Source organism: Gilliamella sp. App2-1 (genome assembly GCF_001690255.1).
In the GTDB taxonomy this organism is placed as follows: domain Bacteria; phylum Pseudomonadota; class Gammaproteobacteria; order Enterobacterales; family Orbaceae; genus Gilliamella; species Gilliamella apicola_G.
The window spans coordinates 1-24,672 of the sequence record NZ_LZGR01000062.1 but is presented as its reverse complement, the minus strand read 5'-3'; the positions used below and the strand labels follow the sequence as shown (position 1 = coordinate 24,672).

Below are 24,672 nucleotides of genomic sequence, written 5' to 3'. Positions count from 1 at the left end.
TATTATAATAATTATTGTGCGGGGTATTGCCCACTCCAAGTTTCAGAAATCACTTCATTTGTAGCTTGCGAAGCGAGTTGTATGCGAATATCAGTTGCTTTTTTATTGTCTTCAACTTTGAATCGAACAATCACCCGCCATCCGTTAATATCAGGATTGTATTGTAAGTCACAACTTACGATAGAACCGTTGTTAATACTCGAAATTACTTTGACAGGTTCATTTTCTGATAATGCAGGACCTGCGAAGTCAATCACATATGCATTAGATCCATCAAGCTTACGAATTAAATTAGCTTGTTTTATATCACCTAGTGATAATCGGGTACTAACTGCTCTTGCTATATTATCAGGGTAACGCTGTAGTTCATGTAATGAATAATGTAAGCGATATTTGATATCAAGTACATCGCCAGCTTTATATTGTTTTTCGGGTACCCAAAATGTAACGATATTGTCGTTAGTTTCGTCTGCTGTTGGAATTTCAACTAACTCAACTCGTCCTTTTTGCCAATTACCTAAAATTTCAGTCCAAACACTTGGCCTTTTTTCATAGTGATCATCGAGATCTTGATAATCATCAAAACCTTTATCGCGTTGAATTAAACCGAAAGCTTTCGGGTTTTCTAAACTATACGATGAAAACGATAAACGTTTAGGATTATTTAATGGGCGCCAGATCCATTCGTTATTATTGGCTAAAATTGATAAACCATTAGAATCATGCATTGCAGGGCGATAATTTAGCAATGGTGATGGTTGATTAGGTCCAAATAAGAACATACTGGTTAGTGGCGCGATACCCAATTTTTTCACAGAATTACGAAAGAACACTTTTGCTTGGACAGTAACGGTGGTATCAATGCTTGGAACTAATGTAATTTTATAGGCGCCAGTTACACTTGGTGAATCGAGTAATGCATAGATAACTAAGTGTTTTTGGTTTGGTTTCGGTCTTTCAATCCAGAATTCTTTAAAGATCGGAAACTCTTCACCCGACATTTCACCCGTATCAATGGCAAGCCCTCTGGCTGAAAGGCCATAGCGTTGATTTTTACCTACTGCGCGAAAATAACTACCACCGAGTGCTGAAAATATTTCATCATCAGTTTTTGTTGGAATATTAATTGGATAATGGACTTTAAATCCAGCAAATCCAAGCTCTTTATTGTCTAGCTTATCAAGATTGATCTGGCTTAAATCAAAATAACTCGGATCATATTGGATTGGCTTAACTTGATTATCAACAATTTCATTGATCTTTATTGGAACGTCAAAGTACATTCCTTCATGATAAAATTCAAGTTTGAAACGGCTTTTTCGATCACCCCAATAGGCTTTTGGGTGATTGAATAGAATTTTTTGATAATCAGTAAATTGTAACGAAGCTAATTCATTGGGAATATTTTTAGATGGCTGAACATAAGCCTTTAGGGATGATTTTTCTGCTTTGGCAACCACATCGTCAAACGAAAAAGCCCATGCAGAAAAACTAAGACAAGTAGCTGAAGCAACGCAAAGCAACTTGCAAATTAATGTTTTATTAAACTGGCGAATTGGTAATAAATTGCACATAAAAGACTCTTGTTAGCATTATCTAAAAATATTAAAATAATTGATAATATTGTTTTTTGGATCATTTAAGCATTTTTCAACATAATCGGTTTTCATTTCTTGAAGGATACTGGGATTTTCATCGATCAAAAAGTGAGAATAATCATCTTGAGTAATCTTGGCTTGTAATTTTGATATATCTTGCTCAGACATTCTAAATTTTGGTTGAAAATATTGGGTTATTTTAGTGGTATCTTTTGTATAAATTGCAGCAACAAAGTCAGCTGAGTATTGGCAATAATTTTCAATATTGTTTTTAGATGCTTTTATTTTGCTCAATTCAATATCATGTTCAACTTGTTTTTCTTCAATTACTTTCTTAAGTTGCATATCATACCTTAATTTATAATATTCGTTCAGATAAAAGCTCAACACACAAAATGATTGGTTATTATCACTTTTGCAATTTAAAATTCCACGTTTGGTAACATAGTTATCGAAATCTTTATCGCTGACAAACTGAAGCAATTGTTTTTTAGCATCTACTACATAAGAATTGTTAGTTTCAGTTTGCTGTTTTAATAAAAATAGCTGATCACTTTCTGAAATTGTGTCTTTATTTTTTGTTGATGTATTTTGGGCACAACTTGCGACAAGAATAGAGATAATGGCGCATATAAAGATGTTACTTATTTTCATTTATTAAATCCCATGAACATATTCTTGAGTGTATTTTCAAATTGAACAACTTTGCCACTACTTTTAATCGTGTTATGAGTAACAACTGTCACAGGTAACAATTGTTGTAGCGCAAAATTATATACTCATATTGATTTAAAAACACTCGTAGATTAAATATAAACATATAAAAAGCGTGCTATATATCGTTGTGTTTTTCTAATGTTTGCATTTTTTATTATTGACTGTAAATTCAGCGTTCATAAACGCTAGAAGGTTTAAATTTACACTTTGCTTTTAAAAAAGCGATAATTTGATAGGCATTCATGTCAGACTGAGAGCAAGTATGAAACTTTGCATTTGCACCAAACTTATCTTGGATAGCTTTAGTAAAGATGATTCTATGTAGCTGGTTCTTCCCATCATCTGCAATACTTCATGCCCATGAATTGACATTATAGCCTCCTGAGATTGTTGTTCATTTAAGTTTTGAAATTCATATCTTGAGTCGTGAAAGATAGCAGATATTATGAATAAAAAAAAGGGGATAAATATTAAAAATATCATCAATTTTTATTTATTGCTCCTCTGATAGAAATCAGAGGAGCAAATTAAGGCGAAGGAAACAATAAATTCAAGTGAGAATAATCTTATTTTATTCTTTATTATTAGCTAATTTGGCAATAATTGATAGATTTTCTCTTTTAACTTGATGGATAACAACAGGGATAGTGTCGGCCAGTTTGTAGCAAACTTCACCTTTAATTTTAACGACTCCTTTATCGGGCAATGGAGTAATTTCTTCTTTGACTGAATGGATCATTGACAGTGGCACAAATGCATAAGCACCTATATCGTATAAACGAACTCGAGCGCCACCACGATTAATATCGATAATTTCAGCAGAGTAACTTTCACCGATTTTATCTGACAAGTATTGAGCATAAAGGTTCTCCGCCATATCACGTTCAGCAAATCGTAACATTTTGCGTCTTTCATTCATGCTTTTTAATTGTTCTTTATCTGGTGGAGATAATTCTTGTGAGCGGATATACGCTTTGATTAGTCGATGGTTGACCATATCACCGTATTTGCGTATTGGTGAAGTCCATGTTGCATAGGCGTCAAATCCTAAACCAAAATGCGGTTGTGGCTCAGTTGAAAAATCTGCAGGACTTTGGAACTTGCGGAGCTTTGTGGTTAAAAATGGATTATTGTCAATTACACGTCGCAACTTGACATAACCATCGAAAGATAAGAGTGAATCTTTATCAAACTCTGTAATCCCGTTGTCATTTAAAAAATTTATCACTTGTTCGATATATTTATGCTCAAAACCTGAATGAATATTAAAAATTCCAAAGCCAATTTTATGTTGTAATTGTAATGTTAAAGCTTGGTTGGCAAGAACCATGACCTCTTCAACAATTTGATTAGCAATCCGACGAGTTTCTTTAATGATTGATATAACCTGATGATTTTCATTAAGTTCAAAACGATAATCACCCTGATCTTTAAAGACTAATGCATGGATTTTTCGCCACGTTATGCGGATTTTAGCTAAATCTGCTAACCAGTTAAGTTGTTGTTTAATAGTAGAGTTATTCGTTACTAATTCGCCATCATGCTCTAAAAAATTAGAAACATTGGTATAAGATAGTTTCGCTTTTGATTCAATCCAAGCAGACATAAAGGTGATACTATCGGTAATAATATTGCCCGCTTCGTCAATACTCATTTTACATATCATTGCAGGGCGTTTTTGATTTGCTTTTAATGAACATAGTTCATTAGCAAGTTCTTTGGGTAGCATAGGGATATTAAAATCAGGCAAATAGGTTGTGAAATTTCTAATTTTGGCAATATGATCAAGCTCACTATCTTGTAATACATAAGCAGTTGGGTCAGCAATGGCAACCATTAGTTGATAATGCCCCAGTTCATCTTTAGAAACCGCAATGGCATCATCCATATCTTCAGTATCTTCACTATCGATAGTAAAAAAGTTAACATCAGTTAAGTCTTGACGGTTATCAAGTTCAGCCTCGTTAATCGTTAATGTTTCGATTTGTGGAGCGTGCGTTTCTAAATCGTAACGAGCTAACGTTTTTAGCCACAGTTGATAGGGGGAATTATTTTCAGCCACAAAACGAATAACTTCAGCAAGAAAATGATTATTGTCTTCTTGCAAAGGGTGTGAAACAAGTGTTGCCACAACCCAATCACCTTCTTTTAGTTTTTCGCTAACTTGTTTATTTATTTTGCAACGAATGGCGAAATTTGCGGGCATATTTTCAGGATAAATTACCATTGCACGATCTTGAAAACCTATTTTGCCAATAAATTTTTGCAACGCACTTTCGATTAATGATTCGGGCTCAAAAGATTCTTTATCGTTATGACTTATTACTGTTCCCGATACTTTATCACCATTACAGACTGTTTTCATTTTAGCAATTGGGATGAAATAACTTTTTTTATTATCTACATCTAAAAAACCAAATCCTTTTTCATGTGTTCGTACAATACCTTCAACGCGAGGTGTTTGTTTGTGAAGTTGTTGTTTTAATTGTGTAAGTAGAGGGTTATTTTGAAACATATGGCTTAACACTAGTTAAAAAGTTAGTGTTAAATTCTATCATAGTTATGCAAATTGTGCTTATTGAATTAATCGGTGATGGCGTTGAAAATAGACGTATAATAATGCTATTTAGAATAATTGATCGAATGGAAAGTATGAAATTAAACTATAAATTACAAGGTGACGGACAGCCGATTGTGTTTTTGCATGGCGTATTTGGTAGCTTAGATAATTTAAATATGCTTGCAAAAAATTTTGCAAAGCATTATCAAACGGTGCAAGTTGATTTGCGTAACCATGGGCATTCACCTTGGTCTGATAAGATAAACTACCAAGCGATGGCCGAAGATGTGGCTGAACTTTGTTATGATTTACAATTAAAAGATATCATATTAATTGGTCACTCAATGGGGGGTAAGGTTGCTATGCACTTGTCACAGATGCTCTCAGATACTATCCAAAAAATGGTTGTTATTGATATTGCGCCCATAAAATATCACCGCTCAGGCAATGCCACTATTTTAAGAGTATTAATGTATTGCCTGACTAATCAAATTACCGATAAAAAACAGATCATCAATTTAATGGAACAAGCTGGTATTAATGCACCAACCATTCTTTTTTTATTAAAATCGTTTAAAAACGAAAAGTGGTTATTTAACATTCAAGCGATTAATTCGCAGTATGGTCATATTTGTGATTGGCAAAATATATCCCCTTGGTTAAAACCCACATTATTTATTCGTGGCGGCAACTCGTCTTATATTACCAATGAGGCATATGATGCTATTTTTGCGCAATTCCCGAATGCCAAAATCGAAGTGGTTGAAGGGGCTGGGCACAATGTTCATGCTGAAAAAACGCAGCAAGTTTTGCAACTTTTACATAACTGGTTAGAGGGCTAAATGGTATTTAACCAGTAAATATTAAAGTGAATGACAAAATAATCGCTGCTGCTCGGCAACTTGTTGGTTAGGCGCATTAACCGTTATAACAACCATTTTACACTGGGCATTATATGTTTTATTAGTGATCTTATAGCGCCAACCAGAAGGGATAATTTCATTGGGAGGATAAGGATAGCTATCAAGTAGTTGAAAGGCAATTTTATTAGCGCGTAAATGGTTTGCAAAGTAATGGTGTTTATTGAACAACGCTTGTTGGTAGTTAATCAATCCCAGCATAATAATTGAAAATAGGAGTGTTGCTATCATAACTTCAATCAAACTAAAGCCAGCTATATCTTTGTTATTCACAATAAATAGCCCTTTTTTCTGGGCAATAATCGAGCCAATGACCTTTTTCAACAATTAATTGATTATTGTCAAAATGTGCAAGTGTATATAAATAGAAGTCTTCGTCTTTGGCTTCGCCACGGACTAATACATATTTATCGACTTTTAATAAAGACTGTTTTATGCAGGCTTTTAGTTGATAAGTTGGCTCGGTCATACAATGCCAATGGGCCTTAGGTGCTGGCCAATTTTGATTAATTGCCCACGTTAACGATGAGCTTGCCTGATTAAATCGCTGATAGTATTGGCTTTCCATTAATATCGCTTTTTGCCATGAAGTAATAAGCAAATTAAAACCAATTAATAGCACCAATCCCATGACCATTAAAGTAATCACCATTAAAATAGTGCTAAAACCATGCGAAACATCATGTTGTTTAAAATCGGTTTTCATTTTTAATAATTTCAGTTATATGATATTTAATCTGCTTGTTTTTTCTTAATTCAGCAGCGATTGATAAACTAATGGCATCAGGTAGCTGTTTTATTGTAAAGTCGGTGACCTTGATTTCGTTTGAATCGAATAAGTTTTCCCATTTGCTGCCAAAACAATCTATTGATCCTGTTCTATAGGCTATGTTGTTTTCTTTATAGCGATAAGTAAAAACATCTGATTTGGTGGAATTAAATCTGTTCCAAACCCAAGAGTTGCGAATTTCACTATCATATCGAAGAATAATACATTTAGACTGTTTATCGATTTCAATCGCTTTAGCGGTCATTTTGTTTGGATTATTAGCAATAAAACCTGCTCGTTTTATGTCCTTCTTCATGCCGGCTAATCCAAGTTCGATAGCCTGTTGCAAACGTGTTTTTTGATAATATTGCATGATACTTGTTTGTAATTGAATGTAAAAAGAGGTCATGCCTATAAAAATTAGGCTAGATAATATCATGCTAATCAGCATTTCAAATAAGGAATATCCAGATGTTTTTAACACGGTGGTAAACCGGTTATATAGCTGTTTTCTGCACAGAATCGAATGCGTCCAAGTAAAGAAACAAAAATTCTGCTGGTACCTATTTTATTTTTTAATTGAAAAGACATTGTTTGTGCCATATTGCGACGTCCTAAGATAAAAGCACTTTTGTTGTTTGATAATTCACTAATTTCAACGGAATTATCAGGTTTCATAAAATAAAGTATGCCTTCACTGCACGAACTGGGTTTTTCATCGTGAGTAATGGTAATGCACCAAGGTGATGTATATTGATGAATAATATAATTTTCGTTTTTACTGGATGCTTTTATTTGAACTTCATATATAAAATAAGCCAATTGTTTGGTAGTGGATACCAATTCGTTGCGGAGTTGCTGTTCTTTCCAATGCCCTATGCCAATTGAGACTAAAATGGCACTAATACAAATGGTTATTAATAACTCCAGTAATGAAAATCCCCAATCTTGCATAATAGTGTTTTTTTTGAATATTGTGATAAAGCTAGTGTAGCTTTGAATAAAATAATGGGTTATTTCGTGATCTTAATTTGTGATTTACTCTCCAAATAAATTGGATTTTTTATTTTTAATAAAAAATTTGATAAAAGCCAACCCAAAATCGTTCAGGTAGATTGTTGATTTTATTGAATTTTTTGTTTTGGTTTTTTTATTTTTTTGCGCAAGCGCTAATCACATAATAATAAACAACGATGGGAAATGTATAGATTTAGATGATCTTATTAAACCACTTAAAAAGCAAAGCGGATTATATTATACTGTTTATCCATTTATTATTTGCTAACGGATTTATAAGTTAAAGGAAACTAGAGATGCAACAATTACAAACTATTATTGAAGCAGCATTTGAACGTCGTGCTGAAATTACACCATCAAATGTAGATACGGTTACACGTGATGCGATTAACCAATGTATCGCCTTATTAGATAGCGGTAAAATGCGTGTTGCTGAAAAACTCAATGGGGACTGGGTGACTCATCAATGGTTAAAAAAAGCTGTTTTGCTCTCTTTCCGTATTAACGAAAACCAACTGATCGATGGCGGGCCAACTAACTATTATGACAAAGTGCCATTAAAATTTGCTGAATATGATGAAGCAAGATTTCAACAAGAAGGTTTCCGTGTTGTTCCGTCAGCTATTGCGCGTAAAGGTGCCTATGTTGCTCGTAATACCGTATTAATGCCATCTTATGTCAATATTGGTGCTTATGTTGATGAGGGTACTATGGTTGACACCTGGGTAACTGTTGGATCTTGTGCACAAATTGGTAAAAATGTCCATCTATCGGGGGGAGTGGGTATTGGCGGGGTTTTAGAACCATTACAAGCTAATCCAACCATCATTGAAGATAACTGTTTTATCGGTGCTCGCAGTGAAATTGTTGAAGGTGTGATTGTTGAAGAAGGTAGCGTCATTTCAATGGGGGTATTTATTGGGCAAAGCACTAAAATTTACGATAGGGCAACCGGCGAAGTGCATTATGGTCGTGTGCCTGCTGGTTCAGTTGTCGTTTCTGGTAATTTACCAACTAAAGAGGGTAAATATAGTTTGTATTGTGCAGTTATTGTTAAAAAAGTAGATGCCAAAACGTTAGGTAAAGTCGGTATTAACGAATTGCTTCGTACTATCGATTAATTCGCATTTATATTTTAAAGTCGCCTAAATTGTTAGGCGACGATGATTTCATTTATTAATCACTAGTTAATTTTAGTTTATAACCATTAGAAGAGGAGAATCTATGCCTTCTTTTGATATCGTTTCAGAAATCCAAATGCCTGAAGTTAAAAATGGTGTTGAAAATGCAACTCGAGAGTTGACTACTCGTTGGGATTTTAAAAACGTTGAAGCATCGTTTGAATTAAATGAAAAAAATGAGACGATCAAAGCAACGAGCCAATCTGACTTCCAAGTGCAACAATTACTCGATATTTTACGTGATAAGCTTGCTAAACGTGGGATTGACGGTGGTGCACTTGAGATCCCCGAAGAAATGGAGCATAGCGGTAAACTCTATAGTGTTACTGTTAAACTTAAGCAGGGTATTGATAAAGAGTTAGCTAAAAAAATTGTAAAAGCGATCAAAGACAGCAAAATTAAAGTACAAGCTCAAGTGCAAGGTGAACAAGTTCGAGTTACAGGTAAATCTCGCGATGATTTACAAGCCACTATGGCTTTAGTCAAAAATGGCGAATTCGGCCAACCATTTCAATTTACTAATTTTAGAGACTAATTATTATTGAATGGATATTGCCACTAAATGTCGGCAATATTATCCTTTTCCGTCGACATTTGTCGACGGTTTTTATTCTGTAGTCATTATTATGTTTGAATTTGATCTTGTCCTACAGCTTCTTCAACAAATGTGCGTTTATTTGGTGATTGCTTATTTACTTAGCAAAACGCCGATCGTTATTCCACTTATGCAAGTGACAGTTCATTTACCTCACAAATTAGTTTGTTACTGTATTTTTTCATTATTTTGTATTATGGGTAGTTATTTTGGTTTGCATATTGAAGATACCATCGCCAATACACGAGCCATTGGTGCTATCTTAGGAGGCTTACTTGGCGGACCCGTAGTTGGGCTTTTAGTGGGTATCACAGGTGGCCTTCATCGATATACTTTAGGCGGTATTACCGCTGATAGCTGTATGTTATCCACCATGTTAATTGGGTTGATTAGTGGGGTTCTGCATTATTTGTTGATGAGAAAGGGGAGAGTCGATCTTATCTATAACCCGCTTTTAGTTGGTATGCTAGGTTTGTTGGTTGAATCACTCGAAATGATTTTAGTGTTATTAATTTCAAGACCTTTTGATGTGGTGTTGCATGCGGTCAGAAGTATTGTTGCGCCAATGATTGTTGCAAATAGCATTGGCGCTGCAATGTTTATGCAGATTTTGCTTGATAGGAGAGCTATATTTGAACGATATACTTCAGCCTTTTCGGCTAAGGCGTTAAAAATCGCGGTCAGTACTGAAGGTTTATTGCGTGATGGCTTTAATCAACAAAATAGTACTAAAGTGGCCGAAATTATTTATCAAGAGCTTGATATTGGCGCTGTTTCTATTACCGATCGAGAAAAGATACTAGCTTTTATTGGTATTGGTGATGATCATCATTTACCAGGAACACTAATCACATCCAATAGTACGTTAGAGGCGATCGAAAAAAATGAAGTACAATACCTTGATGGGGTTCATCAACCTTATCAATGCTCAATAAATAAAAGTTGCCGTTTAGGTTCAACACTCGTTATTCCGCTGAGAGGAGAAAACAATACGGTTGTGGGTACAATTAAGCTTTATGAAGCAAAAAATACGCTGTTTAGTTCCATCAATCGAACCCTTGGTGAAGGTATCGCCAGTTTATTATCTGCACAGATCTTAGCTGGGCAAAATGAGTACTATAAGCAACTGTTATCTAAAACCGAAATTAAACTGTTGCATGCACAAGTCAATCCTCACTTTTTATTTAATGCCTTAAATACACTGCTGGCTGTTATTCGTCGAGATAAAACGCAAGCATCACAACTTGTACAAAACCTTTCCACCTTTTTCCGAAAAAATTTAAAGCGAACCGAAGAAATTGTTCCCTTGAAAGATGAAATAGAACACGTGAATGCTTACCTACAAATCGAAAAAATGCGCTTTATGGATCAGTTAACGATCAATATCGATATCCCCTCTGAATTAGAATATACAAAACTTCCAGCTTTTACGTTACAACCTATTGTTGAAAACGCCATTAAACATGGTACATCCCAGTCGCTTGGTAATGGCAATGTAACTATTTTGGCTTATAAGAAGAATCAATTGTTAGTTTTAGAAGTGATTGATAATGCTGGACATTACCGCGAACATAAAAAAGATACCAAAGGTTTAGGGCTTAATTTAGTCGATAAACGAATTAAGATTCGTTATGGCAAAAAATATGGTATAAAGATAGCGTGTAAACCCGATGAGTATACTAAAGTAATGCTAATATTACCTTTGCACAAGGATATAAGTATTCAATGTTAAACGTTATTATTGTTGATGATGAATTACCTGCACGCGAAAATCTACGCTGCTTGCTTGAAACAGATCCCGAAATTTGTATTGTTGCTGAATGTAATAACGCCATAGAAGCGATTCGTGAGATTCATCGACGTCAACCCGATGTCGTATTTCTAGATATTCAAATGCCCAAAATCAATGGCATTGAAATGCTATCAATGCTCGATCCTGAAACTATGCCAAGGATTGTATTTTTAACGGCTTATGGTGAATTTGCGGTTAAAGCCTTCGAAGAACAAGCCTTTGATTATTTACTCAAACCAGTAGAACAAGAACGGTTAAATAAAACCTTGCATCGTCTGCATAATCATTGTTTTTCAGGGAGTATTAATCAATTAGACGGTGTTAATCAAACCTTGAAATACATTCCATGCATTGGGCATAACCGAATTTACTTATTAAATCTTGATGATGTACTTTATGTGACCTCTAAAATAAGTGGCATTTATGTATTTAATCAAACAAATAATGAGTATCGGACTGAACTAACCTTAAAAACACTGGAGGATAAAACTCCCTTTGTTCGGTGTCATCGGCAATATCTGATTAATCTAAAAAAAATTAAAGAAATTCGCTTCAATCAAACTGGTGGTGTTGATGTCATTCTTATTAATGATGTTTCTGTGCCGATTAGCCGTCGTTATTTAAAACCATTTAAAGAGAGTTTGGGTTTATAACCAACGCAAAAGTTCTTTGTTTTATTGCTGTTTTTTTACCGCTAATTCGCTAATTTTAACCACTCAACCACCTAATCTAGCCTATAAGATAAATACTATTACCATTCTTAAAAGTAAAAAATTACTATACGCTTGAGCATAAAAAGACCTTTAATTGGTATTTACCACCTTAACTGTGTGTAAAAAATAACTACACAATAATGACAATAACATGTTAAATTTTATTATGTTATGAGACACAAGTTTTTTGCAATATGCATTATGGTATTAAATATCAAACTAATTAATCTTATCAATCACAAAGAGAATCATTATGAATAATAAAGTATGTAAACATATTCTATGGTTCATCTTAGCTTTAGTTGGTGCATGCTGCCTAGCAGTTATAGCGCTGCGGCGAGGTGAACATATTAGTGCGCTATGGGTTGTTGCAGCAGCGGTTTCGATTTACTTGGTCGCATATCGATATTATAGCCTGTATATAGCTAAAAGCGTGATGCAATTAGATCCAACTCGTGCAACGCCAGCTGTCATTAATAATGATGGTTTAAATTATGTCCCAACAAATAAATATGTATTATTTGGGCATCATTTTGCGGCAATTGCAGGCGCTGGTCCTTTAGTCGGTCCGGTACTTGCGGCGCAAGTGGGTTATTTACCTGGCACACTTTGGCTACTTGCGGGTGTGGTTTTTGCCGGTGCGGTGCAAGACTTTATGGTGCTATTTTTATCTTCTCGACGTAATGGTTCATCTTTAGGTGAAATGATCAAAGAAGAAATGGGGCCTATACCAGGAACTATTGCCCTGTTTGGTTGCTTTTTGATTATGTTAATCATTTTAGCGGTATTAGCACTAATTGTTGTTAAGGCCTTAGCTGAAAGTCCATGGGGCGTTTTTACAGTTTGCTCAACGGTACCAATCGCTTTATTTATGGGAATCTATATGCGATTTATTAGGCCAGGCCGAGTAGCCGAAGTTTCAATTATTGGTATTGTGTTACTTGTCTTATCTATCTGGTTTGGTGGGGTTATTGCACATGATGTATATTGGGGACCGGCTTTAACCTTTAAAGCAACAACTATCACTTATGTATTGGTTGGTTATGCCTTAGTTTCTGCCATGTTACCTGTGTGGTTAATTTTAGCTCCACGTGATTATTTAGCCACATTCCTAAAAATTGGGGTGATTGTTGGTTTAGCTATTGGTATTGTTATTTTAAATCCTGATTTAAAAATGCCAGAAATTACACAATATGTTGATGGTACAGGACCAGTTTGGAAAGGCACATTATTCCCGTTTTTATTTATTACCATCGCTTGTGGCGCAGTTTCTGGTTTCCACGCTTTAATTGCATCAGGTACTACACCAAAATTACTTGCCAATGAAAACGACGCGCGTTTTATTGGTTATGGTGCAATGTTGATGGAATCATTTGTTGCAATGATGGCTTTAGTGGCCGCGTCAATCATTGAGCCAGGTCTGTATTTTGCAATGAATACGCCACCTGCAGCGTTAGGCGTTACTATGCCAGATCTACATCGACTTGGCACCGCAGATGCGCCAATGATTATGGCTCAATTACAAGATGTGACAGCCCATGCCGCAGCAACAGTGAGTTCTTGGGGATTTGTTATTTCGCCTGAAGAAATTATCCAAACCGCAAAAGACATTGGTGAACCATCAGTTTTAAATCGTGCTGGTGGGGCACCAACATTAGCCGTAGGTATTGCGCACGTATTTCATCAAATCCTACCTGGCGCAAATATGGGCTTTTGGTACCATTTTGGTATTTTGTTTGAAGCACTATTTATTTTAACTGCTCTTGATGCAGGCACTCGGTCTGGTCGTTTTATGTTGCAAGATTTACTAGGTAATTTTGTGCCATTTTTGAAAAAAACAGACTCTCTTATTGCTGGCTTTATTGGCACTTTAGGTTGTGTGGGTTTATGGGGTTATTTACTCTATCAAGGTGTGGTTGATCCATTAGGCGGCGTTAAGAGCTTGTGGCCACTATTTGGTATCTCTAACCAAATGCTAGCTGCGGTTGCGTTAGTTTTAGCAACCGTTGTATTAATCAAAATGAAACGTGCTCAATATATTTGGGTAACAATCATTCCTGCTATATGGTTGTTAATTTGTACCACATGGGCATTAGCATTGAAGTTATTTAGTCAAGATCCTCAATTAGAAGGTTTCTTCTATTTAGCGAATGAATATAATCGTCGAATTGCTGAAGGTAGTGATTTAATGCCACAACAAATCGATAATATGCACCATATTGTCATTAATAATTACACCAATGCTGGGTTAAGTGTTTTATTCTTATTGGTTGTTTACAGTATTATTTTCTTTGGTATTAAAACGGCACTGAAAGCACATAATAATAAACAAAGAACCGATAAAGAAACCGTTTACGTACCAATTCCTAAAGGTGGTGTTAAAACGTCAATGTCACACTAGCTGTAATCAATAGGATACCAAATCAATAAGGTATCCTATTGTTTTTAATATTAATTTATTTTTTGCCCAATAATGTAACCTTATTGAACGGTATTTTTATAAACAATTGTTTGTTTTAATTGCAAATATCTCCGTTTAAGTGAAAATACCATTTCACTAGAAGATATCTATTACTAAAAAAAATTATCATTAGGTTGTATTTGATTGTTCAGTTGTTCCATTCCTGTGTTGATTAAGGAAAAATTTCAGATAAATCTAATTATAATTTGATAAATGATTGAGACATAAAATTTAATATGTTGAAAAAATAAATTTTTATCTTCTTATGATTGAAATAATCGTCTAAAAACAGATAAGGGGATAATCTTGCTGTTTGTATATATTTATTACAGTCTTTTCTCAAATTACTGCAAATAATATGAGGATAAGCTATATAGTTTGCCCTTTTTTTAAAACTCAATAGCCATATTTAGCAAGATTATTAAGTTTTATACCAATTCTGCTATTTGGTTATTTTATCGTATAGAGCAAGCGAATTAATGTCTTTAATTTTCCTTTCATGTTGTTCTTGGCTACTATTGCGATATTTTTGTGGACTAAGTCCGATTCTTTTTTTGAATATACGCGAAAAATATAGCTGGTCTTCAAACCCAATTGATCGACCAATATTGGCAATACTCATATTTGTGGTTTGTAATAATATTTTTGCACGGCTTATTCGTTGTTCTTGCCGCCACTCGCCAATTGACATTCCCATCTGATCTTTAAAAATATGTGAAATTCGTGATGCAGATAAACACACTTTTTGTGCGACGTTATCTAACATAAATTCGTTTTCATCTAAGGTATCAATCAAATAATTACAAACCTGTAACACCCTTATATCAATGTCTTTAGAAGATATGTTGGATGTTTCTTGTGCTCGTCTTATCAAAAATTGTTCTAACATGCTCATCGCTAAATTTTCTGAATAGATCGAGGTGGATTGTCCTATTTCGACAATTTTAATAAATAGTTGTTCTAGTTCTTTTTTTACTTTGATATTGGGGCGATAAAATCCGGTGTTTTCTATGCGGTTTTCCCAAGAGAGTAAATATTTCCATGTAGATCTTGGTTTGAAATAGATCCAAAAATGAAACCAGTTACTTTCATCCTCTTTACGGCCATAAAGATGCGGTTCTTTAGGTGGAAAAAGTACAAAATCGCCAGGATGACAGTTAAATGAATCATTATTGCGGTATATCGTGCCTTGACCTGCATAGGTCAGATTGATGATATAACCATTTAATCCTTTTGGGCGATCTATAAAAAAATCAAATTTACCCGACTTTTCGATCGGTGTTAATCCAGATACAAGATGGACATTAAATGAATAGTCCGGTAGTAAAGGATCATTTTGCTGCACATTACTCATCTATTACTTCCTAATTCTTATACATTTTTTATTTTTACATAAAATTTTTTTTTGAATAGTATTAATTGTGAGATCTTTATCACAAAACAAATTATCTAGACAGAATTGTCTATATTTTTAGCAGTAAATTACCTACTTATTTGAAGTTAAATTAATTATTCTTCCAAAAAAATCCATACTAACAAGTGTGTGAGGTGTAATTGGATGAGTAAAAAAATAGCAATTGGGTTAGATTTTGGTAGTGACTCTGTCAGGGCTTTGGCGGTTAATTGTCAAAATGGTCAGGAATTAGCCACCGATGTTGTCTATTATCCTCGTTGGGCAAAAGGGTTGTTTTGTGATCCTAAAAAAAATCAATTTAGACACCATCCTCTTGATTATATTGAATCAATGACACAAGCTATTCAATCTGTCGTCAAACAACTTAACACTGATGTTAACTATGTTGTTGCCATTGGTGTTGATTCAACCGGTTCAACACCAGCACCGATCGATGAAAATGGTGATGTTTTAGCTTTAAAACCAGAATTTATGAATAATCCCAATGCGATGTTTATTTTGTGGAAAGATCATACTGCAGTAAATGAAGCTGAAGTTATCAATCAGCTGTGTGCAACAGAACCTTATTCTAAGTACTTGGCGTATTGTGGTGGCGTATATTCATCTGAATGGTTTTGGGCAAAAATCATGCATATTTTTGGTCAAGATAATGCAGTAAAGAAAGCGTCCTCTTCATGGGTTGAATTATGTGATTGGGTACCGGCTTTATTATCAGGTACAACAGCACCAAGTAAGATAAAGCGAGGTCGATGTGCTGCTGGTCATAAATGTTTTTGGAGCGAACAATGGGGGGGATTGCCACCTTATGCATTTTTTGAAAAACTTGACGAGTCATTAGTTAATGCACTGCCATACCCACTATTTAAAGACACGTATACTGCCGAGGAAAAAGTTGGCACCTTAACCCCAATATGGGCTAAAAAATTAGGTTTACCACCATCAGTTGTTATTGCCGGCGGTGCGTTTGATTGTCATATGGGGGCAGTCGGTGCCGGCGCTGAACCTTATACTTTGGTAAAGGTAATTGGTACATCCACGTGCGATATTTTATTGGCTGAACGAAATGTCATTAAAGATCGTGCTATCAAAGGTATTTGTGGTCAAGTTGATGGTAGTGTGATGGCCAATTATATTGGGCTTGAAGCTGGGCAGTCGGCGTTTGGTGATATTTATGCATGGTATCAAAAGTTACTTAGTTGGCCACTTGATCAGTTAGCAATACAATCGCCCGAATTGCAATTAAATATTGAACAACTAAAACAGCAATTATTGCATCAATTGGCTATACAATGGTCACAAAATCCAAATCTAGACAATATTCCAGTGATTCTTGATTGGTTCAATGGTCGCAGAACGCCTTATGCAAATCAAAGACTTAAAGGTGTTATGACCAATTTAACTATTTCGACCGACGCTTTAACGATATTTGGTGGATTGATCTTATCTACCGCATTTGGGGCAAGAGCGATTATGGAATGTTTTATTAATCAGCATGTGCCGGTAAATAATATTGTTGCTTTAGGTGGCATCGCCAAAAAATCGCCTGTGATTATGCAAGTTTGTGCAGATGTGATGAATCGTCCCTTAAAAGTCGTTAATTCCGAACAGTGTTGTGCACTTGGTGCTGCCATTTTTGCGGCTGTTTCTGCCAATCTCTACCCAGACATTCCAACCGCGCAAAAAGTTATGTCTAGTCAGATCGAAATCACTTTTATGCCTAATGCTGACCGGGTTGCAAAATATCAACAACTGTATGAAAAGTATTTAGTTTGGTCAGCGACTTGCGAACCTAACTATTATCTTTAGTTTGTGCCCTAGCGATAAAATTTTGAAGGAGACCATAATGTTTATTTATAACGAAGCTGAAATTTGGTTTGTTGCCGGTAGTCAACATCTTTATGGACATCAGACACTTGAACAAATTAAAAAAAATATTCAATTGGTAACAGATTATTTTAATCAACACGCTAATTTACCCGTAAAAATTGTGCTTAAACCATTGGCAACGAAACCTGATGATATTTATACATTATGCCAAGAAGTTAACTATTCGCCTAAATGTGTTGGTTTGATCACTTGGCTGCATACGTTTTCGCCCGCAAAGATGTGGATAAGGGGCTTAACACATTTACAAAAACCTTTGCTGCAACTTCATACGCAATTTAACGAACAGGTGCCTTGGGATTCAATGGATATGGATTTTATGAATCTCAATCAAACAGCGCATGGTGGGCGCGAATTTGGATTTATTGGTTCACGTATGCGCCTTATTCATTCAATTGTAACTGGCTATTGGAAAGACAAAACTGTGCACGAGAAAATCGCACAATGGATGAGAGTTTGTGTGGCTATCAATGCAGAAAAAAATATGAAAGTGGTTCGCTTTGGTGACAATATGCGTGAAGTTGCTGTAACAGAAGGTAATAAAGTGTCGGCACAAATTAAATTTGGTTACTCTGTCAATACTCATGCGGTGGGTGATTTGGTGTCTGTTATTAATGCTGTTAGTGACACAGATGTCGCACAATTAATTGATGAATATGAAGCACTATATCAAATTAGCCCTGTTGCTCAAATCAATGGTGCAAAACGTCAAAATCTAATCGATGCAGCAAGAATAGAATTGGGTATTGAGCGATTCCTGGAGCAAGGAGGGTATACGGCATTTACCACAACTTTTGAAGATTTGCACGGTATGGCTCAGTTGCCGGGACTGGCTGTTCAGCGATTAATGGCAAAAGGCTACGGTTTTGCTGCTGAGGGCGACTGGAAAACATCTGCGTTGCTTCGAACCCTAAAAGTGATGGCAAAAGGCCTATCAGGTGGTACCGCATTTATGGAAGATTACACTTATGATTTCACCAAAGGTAATGAACTGGTGATTGGGTCACATATGTTAGAAGTCTGTCCATCTATTGTCGATGATGATGTTAAACCATTGCTAGATATTCAACCATTAGGAATTGGTAATAAAGCGGATCCTGCACGCCTTATTTTTGCTGCTAAACCGGGGTTTGCCATCAATGCGAGTTTAATTGATATGGGCAACCGTTTTAGACTGGTCACAAATGCATTAGAAACCGTTAAACAGCCACAACCATTGCCAAAATTACCGGTTGCCTGCGCTGTTTGGAAAACTAAACCATCGTTAGAGGTGTCTGCCGAAGCGTGGATTTTAGCTGGAGCAGCACACCACTCCGTGTATACCCAAGCACTATCAATGGACTATTTTAGACTCTATGCACAACTTCATAATATTGAATTATTAGTCATTGATGATGAAACAGACATTAATCACTTCAGAAATGAGTTGCGTTGGAACGAAATTGCCTATTGTCATCCTTATGCTTAACTGAATAGTTTAAGCTGATAATTGGGTTTGTTGTTGCCAATTATTGTTAACAATACAGAATTAATGGGGGTAAATAGATGGATATGCATACACCTATACCGATGAATACGACAAAAAACTCGGCTAGAACGATGACATTTTTAATCGGCTTTTCGGCAGCAATGGCAGGATTATTGTTTGGTTTGGATATTGGCGTTATTGCTGGGGCGTTACCGTTTATCACTATTCAATTTGAACTTACCACTGAACTGCAAGGATGGGTAGTGAGTTCGATGATGTTAGGTGCCGCTGTGGGTGCATTATCAAATGGTTGGTTATCTTTTTATCTAGGTAGAAAATACAGCTTATTAGCAGGAGCCCTGTTTTTTATAATAAGTTGTTTTGGATCCGCCATGGCGCCAAATGTTGAAGTGCTGCTTATTTGGCGAGTCATTTTAGGGTTTTCAGTTGGGATCGCATCGTATACTGCGCCACTGTATCTTTCTGAAATGGCGCCCGAACATATTCGGGGAAAAATGATAGCGGGATATCAATTGTTAGTGACCATTGGGATTTTATTAGCCTTTTTGTCTGATACCTATTTTAGTTTTACAGGTAATTGGCGAATGATGTTAGGTATCATTTCAGTGCCGGCAATTATTTTATTTATTGTTGTCATTTTTCTACCTAATAGCCCTAGATGGCTTGCATCGAAAGGTCGATTACAAGAAACAGAACAGGTACTAAAATCGATTCGCAGAAAACCTGAAAAAATCAAACAAGAATTTGATGATATCAAAAATAGCTTAACCCAAAAGCAACAAGGATGGACTTTATTTAAGGTAAATAAAAATGTACGTCGCACCGTTTACCTTGGTATGGCATTACAAGCAATGCAACAATTTACTGGTATGAATATTATTATGTACTATGCACCTAGAATTTTTAGCCTTGCTGGTTTCCAAACAACTGAACAACAAATGATAGCAACAATTATTGTGGGGCTTACTTTTGTTTTAGCGACATTTATTGCCATTTTTACTGTTGATAAATTAGGACGTAAACCAATCTTAAAAGTTGGTTTCGGCATTATTGCATTTGGTACGCTTATATTAGGCATCTGCTTACAACTTATTGAAAATGGTCACCCATCATCAATCATTTCTTATGCGGCAGTAGGTATGGCCATTATGTGTATTGGTGGGTATGCAATGAGCGCAGCACCTGTAGTTTGGATTCTGTGTTCTGAAATTCAACCGCTCAAGTGTCGAGATTTTGGAGTAACTTGTTCAACGACAACAAACTGGATATCCAATATGATTATTGGCGCAACTTTCCTTACATTATTAAATCACATTGGGGTCGCACAAACATTTTGGTTATATACCGGCATGAATATTTTGTTCATTTTTATTGTTATCTTTTTTGTTCCTGAAACAAAAAATATTTCATTAGAACGCATTGAAAAAAACTTAATGGAAGGGAAAAAATTACGTTATATCGGTGGTGATCACTAAAGGATAAATGATAAGTAACAAGTAACAATAAGTTAAATTAAACCTTCGTTACTTATCATTTGATTCATTTGTATTAAAAATAGGATGCTTTGCATGTTTACATTATTAAAAGAGCGCGTACTTGCCGCAAACTTATTACTGCCTTATTACCAACTTGTCACTTTTACCTGGGGTAATGTATCAGAAATTGATAGGCAAAATGGGGTTATTGCCATTAAACCATCTGGAGTTGCATATGATAAGCTTACTGTTGATGATATTGTTATCATTGATCTTAATGGCAATAAAGTAGAAGGCCGGCTTAATCCCTCAAGTGATACCGACACACACCTTGAACTTTATAAAGCATGTGAGCAAATTGGCGGTATTATTCATACTCACTCACGCAATGCAACTATATGGTCGCAAGCAGGATTAGACATTCCCGCATTAGGTACCACCCATGCTGATTATTTTTATGGCGACATTCCTTGTACACGGATGTTAACAACCGCAGAAATTGCAACCGATTACGAACAAAACACTGGTAAAGTTATTATTGAAGAATTTGTTAAACGTTCGATAGATGTGATGGCGATACCTAGCGTATTGGTATACGGACACGGTCCTTTTGCGTGGGGAACAACTGCCGACAATGCTGTGCATAATGCTGTTGTTTTAGAAGAGGTGGCCGCAATGGCATTAGCGACCCGCAATCTTAATCTTGGCATAAAAATTCAACGCGAATTGTTAGATAAACATTATTATCGCAAACATGGTAAAAATGCTTATTATGGCCAAATATAAATTATTATTTGTACGTTGATCAAAAAAATAAAAAAGCGTCTTTTTTATTTTTCGTTTTTTCGCTCTTAATAGCAGACAGGTTATCGGTAAATGGCGGAAGGTTTAGGGATAAATGATAAAAAGCGTTGTTAATGAACGTAATAAAACCATGAAAAAAACGACATAACAAGCAATTATAACGCATAAAAAGTATGCGTTATTAAGGGGGCTAGAGCACCAAAATAAAGTAATGAAAAAATAATTTGAACTCCGTAAAAACAAAAACGGTTGTTACAAGCACAATGGTTTTATAGCGATAAGTTAGATATTATGATTCAGATCAAATTAATGACCTTATTGTATATTCAGGCTTATTATAATTGTGTAAAACAGTCTCACAATCAAATTATCTTGCACTAGCTCAATTTGAAAATAAGTTGAAAGAGTGGTTGAACAACATTGCCCCCTAGAGTAAGGGAAGGGCTGTATGGGGCTGAGGCTAGTATGCAGAGTGAATATCTTAGGTTATTTTTACATGCCTGCTAGGGCAAAGAACTCGCTAAAATGCGAGTTCTTTGCTAACTATCGGTATATGGTTATTTTTACACATAAATAAAATTAATTAAGACTATTCATGATTTATAGGTAGTACATTCAAAATTAAGCCATCTACAGCAATAACTTCAACACGTTGACCAACGTTAAGATCTTGATTGCATCTTGCTGACCATGTTCCATCTTTGATTTTTACACGGCCAGAACCATTAACAATCGCATCAGTGACAACCGTTTTAATACCAATCAAATCTTGTTGTGGTTGATTAATTTCGCCTTTAGTTGATTTATCTTTTCCTTGCTTTTTAAGCCAAAGCCACCAAAGGTAAGCAGATGCAAGGGTTAGTATTGCAAATAAGATCCACAAAGTTGGCCAAGAAAGCGATATAACGCAAGCAATTAAACCCACAATAATGGCTGCAATCCCACTCCAAAGTCCGTATCCACCAGTGCCTAGTAGTTCAGCAATTAGCAAAATTCCACCTAAAGCGATAAACACCCAATGAGGGGAGTTATAAAAAGCCATAAAAAAATCAGTCATCATCAATTCCCTTTAAAATCCATTCAGTAAAAATCTTAAACATAGCGTTTATAGATTTTGTCAAAAAGTTTCAGGAAACACTATGTTTAAGTATAAAATTTGATTTTTATTTCGTGTTTTTAAGTAATTCAGCAATACCGCCAATGCTACCCATTAAACTTGACGCATCAAGTGGCATCATAATCACTTTACTATTATCAGATGAGCCAATTTGTTGTAGCGCTTCAGTATATTTTTGCGCAACAAAGTAGTTAATGGCATTAATATTACCCGCAGCAATTGCTTCAGATACCATTTGAGTGGCTCTTGCTTCTGCTTCGGCAGCACGTTCGCGCGCTTCGGCTTGTAAAAAGGCAGCTTGTTTTTCACCTTCAGCTTTTAATATTTCAGATTGTTTTTCACCTTCTGAACGTAAAATTGCGGCTTGGCGAACACCTTCCGCCTCAAGAATTTCAGCACGTTTATTACGTTCTGCTTTCATTTGCGCATTCATTGCAGCAATTAATTCTGCTGGTGGGCGAACGTCTCGAATTTCAATGCGGGTAATTTTGATTCCCCATGGGCTTGTTGCATCATCGACAATATTTAGCAACTTTGAGTTAATATGATCACGTTGTGATAACATTTCATCCAATTCCATACTACCTAAAACCGTACGGATATTAGTCATCATTAAATTAATTACTGCACGCTCTAGTTGATTTACTTGATATGCCGCTCTTGCTGCTTCTTGTACTTGAATAAAACACACCGCATCAATTTGTACGTTGGCATTATCTTTTGAAATGACTTCTTGTGATGGAATATCAAGTACCTGTTCCATCATATTAATCTTACGGCCAACACCGTCCATAAATGGAATAATAATATTTAGACCAGGTTCAAGCGTATGCGTATATTTACCAAAACGCTCAATAGTATATTGGTAACCTTGAGGAACAATCGTAATGCCTTTTAAGACAGTAATTAAAGCAAGTAAAACAATAACACCAATGACGATATAAAATACAGGCATAGTTCAAAAATCCTTATAGTTTTTTTATAATAAAAATGAGTCGGTTATTTTATAGATTATTAAATTTTTTAACCAGTTTTAATTCATGTTATATAAGCACATTACCAATGTGTTAAAGAGTGATTTCAATTTTTTCTTGTGTGGTTTGAAATAACGTTATAAAAATAAACAAATATGGTTATTTGTTTAATGGACGTATTGTTTATTAAACAATGCTATTTATTATGTTGATAGTGCCGAGTAAAGGCTTGCTTTTGCAACTATTTGTGACCACCGAATTACAATGGTCATATTGCTAGAATCAAAAAAATGATTTGAACTAGTTCCAAATGACATGAAAATAAGTTTAGGATGGCTTGCAATAACAAATTTAGATTTTCTCCATATAATCTATTCTATTGGTAAATTTTTAACTTAACGCTAAACTATGTATTACTGTTACTGCCACAATTATTGGCAATAAGTTTAGCTAGCATAACTAAACTATAAAATACAAACAAAAATAATAAATACCCACCTAAAACATGCTACCTAAACAAACTAAAGTATTAAACTTATTTTTAGATATAACAATAAAACACAATAGGAATTAAAATGGAAGAAATGACGATTGATCAAAAAATTGAACAGCTCAAAAAAATAACTCGGGAAGATGACATCGAAAAATATATAGATGCTCAGTTTCAATTGGCTACCATTTATTATTTAGATAAAAAAGATATCGAACAAGCAGAAGTTTGTTTATTAACGATTGACAAGCAGGCTAATCCTAAAGCTTATGCCGATGCGCAATTCATTTTAGGTAAGATTTATCAAATTGATAAAAGAGATATTGAGACGGCCGAATTATATTATAACAAGGTTGAAAGAGAGGATAATGCCCAAGCCTATGCCAGAGCGCAATGTAATTTAGGTCAGATTTACGAAATTGATAAAAACGATATTGAGAAGGCCGAATTATATTATAACAAGGTTGAAAGAGAGGATAATGCCCAAGCCTATGCCAGAGCGCAATGTAATTTAGGTCAGATTTACCAAATTGATAAAAGAGATATTGAGACGGCCGAATTATATTATAACAAGGTTGTAAGAGAGGATGATGCCCAAGCCTATGCCAGAGCGCAATGTAATTTAGGTGTGATTTACCAAATTGAAAAAAAGGATATAAAGCAGGCAGAATTATATTATAACAAGGTTGAAAGAGTGGATGA

General features: G+C 35.2%; 22 protein-coding genes. 11 read left to right on the top strand and 11 right to left on the bottom strand.

What is annotated here, in order from left to right:
- Nucleotides 1-11 precede the first annotated feature (11 nt).
- The 4 genes from A9G22_RS08515 to A9G22_RS08500 form a co-directional block, all read right to left on the bottom strand.
- Nucleotides 12-1,574 (bottom strand): glucan biosynthesis protein G, encoded by a 1,563-nt coding sequence (locus A9G22_RS08515; protein WP_081296959.1) that lies wholly within the window; start codon nucleotides 1,572-1,574, stop codon nucleotides 12-14.
- A gap of 18 nt (nucleotides 1,575-1,592) precedes the next feature.
- Nucleotides 1,593-2,252 (bottom strand): hypothetical protein, encoded by a 660-nt coding sequence (locus tag A9G22_RS08510; RefSeq protein ID WP_065586554.1) that lies wholly within the window; start codon nucleotides 2,250-2,252, stop codon nucleotides 1,593-1,595.
- Nucleotides 2,253-2,484: 232 nt separating this feature from the next.
- Nucleotides 2,485-2,613 carry a DUF2492 family protein gene (locus tag A9G22_RS11660; RefSeq protein ID WP_255306886.1) on the bottom strand — a complete coding sequence of 43 codons (129 nt, stop codon included), beginning with the start codon at nucleotides 2,611-2,613 and terminating at the stop codon, nucleotides 2,485-2,487.
- Nucleotides 2,614-2,886: 273 nt separating this feature from the next.
- Nucleotides 2,887-4,830, bottom strand: a complete 1,944-nt coding sequence (locus A9G22_RS08500; protein ID WP_075508700.1) for an exoribonuclease II — start codon at nucleotides 4,828-4,830, stop codon at nucleotides 2,887-2,889.
- 26 nt (nucleotides 4,831-4,856) lie between these two features.
- On the opposite strand from A9G22_RS08500, the gene A9G22_RS08495 reads away from it, so the two are divergent.
- The gene (locus A9G22_RS08495) at nucleotides 4,857-5,717 is read left to right on the top strand and encodes an alpha/beta fold hydrolase (RefSeq protein WP_141670023.1); all 861 of its coding nucleotides are present in this window, start codon (nucleotides 4,857-4,859) and stop codon (nucleotides 5,715-5,717) included.
- A 21-nt stretch (nucleotides 5,718-5,738) separates the two neighbouring features.
- Here the strand turns inward: A9G22_RS08495 and A9G22_RS08490 are convergent, their stop codons facing one another.
- The 4 genes from A9G22_RS08490 to A9G22_RS08475 are packed head-to-tail and all read right to left on the bottom strand — an operon-like array spanning nucleotide 5,739 to nucleotide 7,518.
- On the bottom strand, nucleotides 5,739-6,068 hold the full coding sequence (locus A9G22_RS08490) for a type IV pilus modification PilV family protein (RefSeq protein ID WP_065586551.1): 330 nt from the start codon (nucleotides 6,066-6,068) through the stop codon (nucleotides 5,739-5,741).
- A complete protein-coding gene (locus A9G22_RS08485) occupies nucleotides 6,061-6,501 on the bottom strand; it encodes a DUF2509 family protein (protein ID WP_075508699.1) in 441 nt (146 codons plus the stop codon). Before A9G22_RS08485 ends, A9G22_RS08490 begins: the two co-directional genes overlap by 8 nt.
- Nucleotides 6,485-7,003, bottom strand: coding sequence for a hypothetical protein (locus A9G22_RS08480; protein WP_065586549.1), 519 nt, complete (start codon nucleotides 7,001-7,003; stop codon nucleotides 6,485-6,487). The genes A9G22_RS08485 and A9G22_RS08480 overlap by 17 nt, the downstream gene beginning before the upstream one ends.
- Nucleotides 7,004-7,041: 38 nt before the next feature.
- Nucleotides 7,042-7,518 carry a prepilin-type N-terminal cleavage/methylation domain-containing protein gene (locus tag A9G22_RS08475; protein ID WP_065586548.1) on the bottom strand — a complete coding sequence of 159 codons (477 nt, stop codon included), beginning with the start codon at nucleotides 7,516-7,518 and terminating at the stop codon, nucleotides 7,042-7,044.
- A gap of 359 nt (nucleotides 7,519-7,877) precedes the next feature.
- On the opposite strand from A9G22_RS08475, the gene dapD reads away from it, so the two are divergent.
- The 5 genes from dapD to A9G22_RS08450 all read left to right on the top strand — a co-directional run bounded on the left by dapD (nucleotide 7,878) and on the right by A9G22_RS08450 (nucleotide 14,263).
- A complete protein-coding gene (gene dapD / locus A9G22_RS08470) occupies nucleotides 7,878-8,702 on the top strand; it encodes a 2,3,4,5-tetrahydropyridine-2,6-dicarboxylate N-succinyltransferase (protein WP_065586547.1) in 825 nt (274 codons plus the stop codon).
- A gap of 103 nt (nucleotides 8,703-8,805) precedes the next feature.
- Nucleotides 8,806-9,297 carry a YajQ family cyclic di-GMP-binding protein gene (locus A9G22_RS08465; protein WP_065586546.1) on the top strand — a complete coding sequence of 164 codons (492 nt, stop codon included), beginning with the start codon at nucleotides 8,806-8,808 and terminating at the stop codon, nucleotides 9,295-9,297.
- A 91-nt stretch (nucleotides 9,298-9,388) separates the two neighbouring features.
- The gene (locus tag A9G22_RS08460) at nucleotides 9,389-11,089 is read left to right on the top strand and encodes a sensor histidine kinase (RefSeq protein WP_075508712.1); all 1,701 of its coding nucleotides are present in this window, start codon (nucleotides 9,389-9,391) and stop codon (nucleotides 11,087-11,089) included.
- Nucleotides 11,083-11,802, top strand: coding sequence for a two-component system response regulator BtsR (gene btsR / locus A9G22_RS08455; RefSeq protein WP_075508698.1), 720 nt, complete (start codon nucleotides 11,083-11,085; stop codon nucleotides 11,800-11,802). The genes A9G22_RS08460 and btsR overlap by 7 nt, the downstream gene beginning before the upstream one ends.
- 313 nt (nucleotides 11,803-12,115) lie before the next feature.
- A complete protein-coding gene (locus tag A9G22_RS08450; protein WP_075508697.1) occupies nucleotides 12,116-14,263 on the top strand; it encodes a carbon starvation CstA family protein in 2,148 nt (715 codons plus the stop codon).
- Nucleotides 14,264-14,765: 502 nt separating this feature from the next.
- On the opposite strand, the gene araC is transcribed toward A9G22_RS08450, so the two are convergent.
- Complete coding sequence (araC, locus tag A9G22_RS08445) at nucleotides 14,766-15,677, bottom strand: arabinose operon transcriptional regulator AraC (protein WP_065586543.1); 912 nt, start codon at nucleotides 15,675-15,677, stop codon at nucleotides 14,766-14,768.
- A 204-nt stretch (nucleotides 15,678-15,881) separates the two neighbouring features.
- On the opposite strand from araC, the gene A9G22_RS08440 reads away from it, so the two are divergent.
- The 4 genes from A9G22_RS08440 (at nucleotide 15,882) to A9G22_RS08425 (ending at nucleotide 21,371) form a co-directional block, all read left to right on the top strand.
- Entirely contained in the window at nucleotides 15,882-17,543 is a 1,662-nt protein-coding gene (locus tag A9G22_RS08440; protein ID WP_065586542.1) for a ribulokinase, read from the top strand.
- Nucleotides 17,544-17,580: 37 nt separating this feature from the next.
- Nucleotides 17,581-19,089: an L-arabinose isomerase gene (gene araA, locus A9G22_RS08435; RefSeq protein WP_075508696.1), complete on the top strand. Its 1,509-nt coding sequence runs from the start codon at nucleotides 17,581-17,583 to the stop codon at nucleotides 19,087-19,089.
- Nucleotides 19,090-19,166: 77 nt separating this feature from the next.
- Complete coding sequence (locus A9G22_RS08430; protein ID WP_082264523.1) at nucleotides 19,167-20,585, top strand: sugar porter family MFS transporter; 1,419 nt, start codon at nucleotides 19,167-19,169, stop codon at nucleotides 20,583-20,585.
- Between the two features lie 93 nt (nucleotides 20,586-20,678).
- Nucleotides 20,679-21,371 carry an L-ribulose-5-phosphate 4-epimerase gene (locus tag A9G22_RS08425; protein WP_075508695.1) on the top strand — a complete coding sequence of 231 codons (693 nt, stop codon included), beginning with the start codon at nucleotides 20,679-20,681 and terminating at the stop codon, nucleotides 21,369-21,371.
- Nucleotides 21,372-21,978: 607 nt separating this feature from the next.
- Here A9G22_RS08425 and A9G22_RS08420 read toward each other — a convergent pair.
- Nucleotides 21,979-22,446, bottom strand: a complete 468-nt coding sequence (locus tag A9G22_RS08420) for an NfeD family protein (protein ID WP_176700257.1) — start codon at nucleotides 22,444-22,446, stop codon at nucleotides 21,979-21,981.
- Nucleotides 22,447-22,552: 106 nt separating this feature from the next.
- The gene (locus A9G22_RS08415; protein WP_075508693.1) at nucleotides 22,553-23,461 is read right to left on the bottom strand and encodes an SPFH domain-containing protein; all 909 of its coding nucleotides are present in this window, start codon (nucleotides 23,459-23,461) and stop codon (nucleotides 22,553-22,555) included.
- 594 nt (nucleotides 23,462-24,055) lie between these two features.
- Here A9G22_RS08415 and A9G22_RS08410 point away from each other — a divergent pair.
- Nucleotides 24,056-24,672, top strand: a 617-nt coding sequence (locus A9G22_RS08410) for a tetratricopeptide repeat protein (RefSeq protein WP_141670020.1), incomplete at its 3' end; no start/stop codon positions are given.